Source organism: Kluyvera sp. (assembly GCF_047971185.1).
In the GTDB taxonomy this organism is placed as follows: Bacteria; Pseudomonadota; Gammaproteobacteria; order Enterobacterales; family Enterobacteriaceae; genus Kluyvera.
This window is the reverse complement of record NZ_JBKDZH010000144.1, coordinates 1-3,304: the sequence shown is the minus strand read 5'-3', so window position 1 is coordinate 3,304 and position 3,304 is coordinate 1. Positions and strand designations below refer to the sequence as shown.

At 43.3% G+C, this 3,304-nt stretch carries 1 protein-coding gene; it reads left to right on the top strand.

The genetic code is table 11. The annotated features are described in order from the left end of the window. Window positions 1-221: 221 nt before the first annotated feature. Complete coding sequence (locus ACK5JN_RS24040; RefSeq protein ID WP_416872445.1) at window positions 222-353, top strand: hypothetical protein; 132 nt, start codon at window positions 222-224, stop codon at window positions 351-353. Window positions 354-3,304 lie beyond the last annotated feature (2,951 nt).

Genomic DNA, 3,304 nt, shown 5'->3' with positions numbered 1-3,304 from the left:
GTTAGCAGTTCATCGTTCATACAAGGGCCGACAGTTCTGGGGGGCAAGTGTACCCAGGTATTTCGTCCGTGTAGGTGTTCAGTGTGGTTAATCGTTCTGGAGGCGAGGAAAGATTTGGAAGTTTTCATGTCCAAAGAATGATTGAGGTGGCATGGTGATGGTGGGTGAGTCATGGTATGGTGGTGGTGATGGTGAAGAGTGAATGGTTGCAGGAGATGCTGATGATGGATCGTGATGATGGTTGGGATGTGATGGTGATGGTAACAGTGCGGCTCAAGGATTACAGGAAATGTTATGCTGTGATGGTGAGGATAGTGGTGATGGTGGTGACTGGGAAGGCGTCGTGGTTGTGATAGGCATGGCGGGGGATGTAGTGGATTGGTGTTGATGGTGATTGAAATCTCTTGTTATTTTGTGCGGATCATGAAGATGATTTAGTAATTTGGAAGGTTGGGAGCGGTTGTGGCATGAAGGGTTGTGTGGCAGGAGCGGGGAAGGTAAGGAACACAGGTATTGGTGGTGGTCGAACTGGGGTGGTGGTGGTGGTGGTGGCCCCTACAGGCAGCACTGTGTCTAGTTTTACCCAAGGGGCCTCGCAGCTTCTCCCCCGCGCCTCCTCTCTTGCCGCGCCACCCGCCAGCTTTAACCTTCATGGCAAAAGGCCGCCGGGGAGCCAACTTTCATCAACTTGATAGAAAAGTTAGGACAAACTCAAGACTTGGTGCGGGGAAGTTTAGAGATCAGTCACGGCGGAGGAGGTGGACTAAAAGCAACTTGACTGGGCTCACCAAACACGTCACGTTGTCAGTCTGAGATCAGTCACGGCGGAGGAGGTGGACTAAAGGCGACTTGACTGGGCTCACCAAACACGTCACGTTGTCAGTCTGAGATCAGTCACGACGGAGCTCAGATCAGTCACGACGAAGGAGGTGGACTTACACGCGACTTGACACGACTTGGCTGGCCAAATAAGTTACGTTATTAGTTTGAGATCAGTCACGATACTAAGCATACCGCATTTAGTGCACAGTGACGGTTTGCCTCAACTCCAAACACCAACCTGATCAAGCCCGATCCGGTTCAACCCGATTGAACCCTATCCGACCCACGCAGACAAGACGTTGGCTTTAATTAGTTGACTAACGCTGATGAGTGAGAGTTTGGAAGCACGTGATGGAAGACTAGAAGCCTTAATGAGACGCTGAGGAAGTCCCGTCCACTCGGGGTCTGAAGCAGTGAATGAAGCACGTAAGTAACTAATTGTACGTGTGTGTGTGTGTGTGTGTGTGTGTGTGTGAGAGAGAGAGAGAGAGAGAGAGAGAAGGGGAGAAACAAGAATAAGAGAGAAATCTTAACACTAACCTACCTGAGACATAAACACACTTGCACACGGGTTCACATCATATACAGCAAATCTACCTGACAGACAGAAGCGTAAAGTACATAGATAACATAACTACATCCACTCACCTTCTTCGCCCAGCACGTCAAACAGGAGCAATAAAAGTACGTATATAAAACCCTACCCACATCCTCAGTTCTCCCTGTTCGTTTAACATTGGTGATATAAATACTAACATGCTTTCTGTCCACGCAATGCACCTGTTCGCCCCATCGTTATACAACAGTGACAGAAATACATACTCAAACTCATTTCTTTTTCGTCTGTTTTCTGGGGCTATTTCTGACTCTTTTCCTCCTCTCTGTGCATCAAGGAAGGTAACTAAAAAATGGCCTTGAATACCGAAGTAGCATCGAGTGGTATTTCGCTGTTATTCTTGAAGGAGAGAATCTGTTTGCAAAGCGCCGCAACATCTTAAACCTGTCTGCTCGTTGTATTCTCCGAGGAAAAATGTCAAGTTTTTCTGTGAGAGAGAGAGAGAGAGAGAGAGAGAGAGACTGACTGATACACACACACACACACACACACACACACACACACACACACATACACACACACACAGAGACACACACGCACACACACACACACCTTTAGTTGTCTCCGAGTGTTCAATAATTCAGACCGCCTATGTCACCTTCCTCCCTCTCTCCCTCTCCTCTTCACTCCCTCCCTCTCTCCTTCCCTTCCTGGCGGGTGTGAGGGGCCCCATCACACTCAGGGAATGCAGATGTGCGTGGGTACCTGCTTCTCCCAAAACGGAAGATATGTAAGCCGATATATTTATTCTTTAGGTCAGTAAGAATTTTAATGTTTCTTATTAGTAGTTTAGGAAAAGTTGCTAGGATGTCATTGTAGTAAGAAATTTGTGTTTTTAGTTTGTAGAAGTGTACAAAAAGTTACTAATACATATTTGGGTTGTAAAAATGTGTAGAGAATAGCATCCAGACATTTCTTTGCTTAGCCTTTTGATAGAAATGCTGAAAAAAAACAGTGGTGTGACATTTTGTTTTTGCTCGTGGAAGTACAGAAAAATGTGCTACGCCATTATTGGGCTGTAAAAATACACAGAGAAAATCGCGCAGGTATTTCTTTCGACTTCTTTTGCTAGAAATGCCGAAAAAAGTGGTGTATACGACATTTTGTGATTGTTTGCGGAAGGATAGAAAACGGTATTGACATCATTTGGCTGTAAAGAAAAAAAAAATAGAGAGAGAAATGTGAGGAGCTCTTCGTGTAGACTTTTTGTAGCAATGCTGTAAAAAGTACTTCGACATTTTGCTTTTGATCGTGGAGGTACAGGAAAAGGTACTAAGTCATTTGCTGCTCTCGGAAATATATACAAAAAAAGAGCTGAGACATTATTTCACTTATAAAATACAAATGAAGAAAAAAGCTCGAAGATATTTTTCTCCTCGTACAAACAGTAAGGAATGACAGTCAAGCTCTTCGCCCCCACATCAGTGAGGAAATGCCAGTATGGATTTAACATTCTTTTCCACGTAAATATGAGGTCAGTAGTGGGCGCATATCCTGAGCATAATAACGAAATACGGAGGTGAGTATTTTCGCTCCGCCCGCCTGCCGTGAGTGTATGTTTGATAATACAGTAATACAAGATAATACAATAATAAAAAATAATACAATAATACTATAATACACTAATGCAGTAATAGAAACAATACAATAATACAAAATAATACAATGATACAATAATACAAAATGATACAATGATACAACTATACAAAATGATACAGTAACACAATAATGATACAATAATGCAAAACACGGAAGCGTTAATTTTCACTCCGTCCGTCAATAATACAAAAATACAACAATACAGAAATACAATAATACAAAAAAATACAGTAGTACAAAATACGGAAGCGTGTATTTTCACTCCGT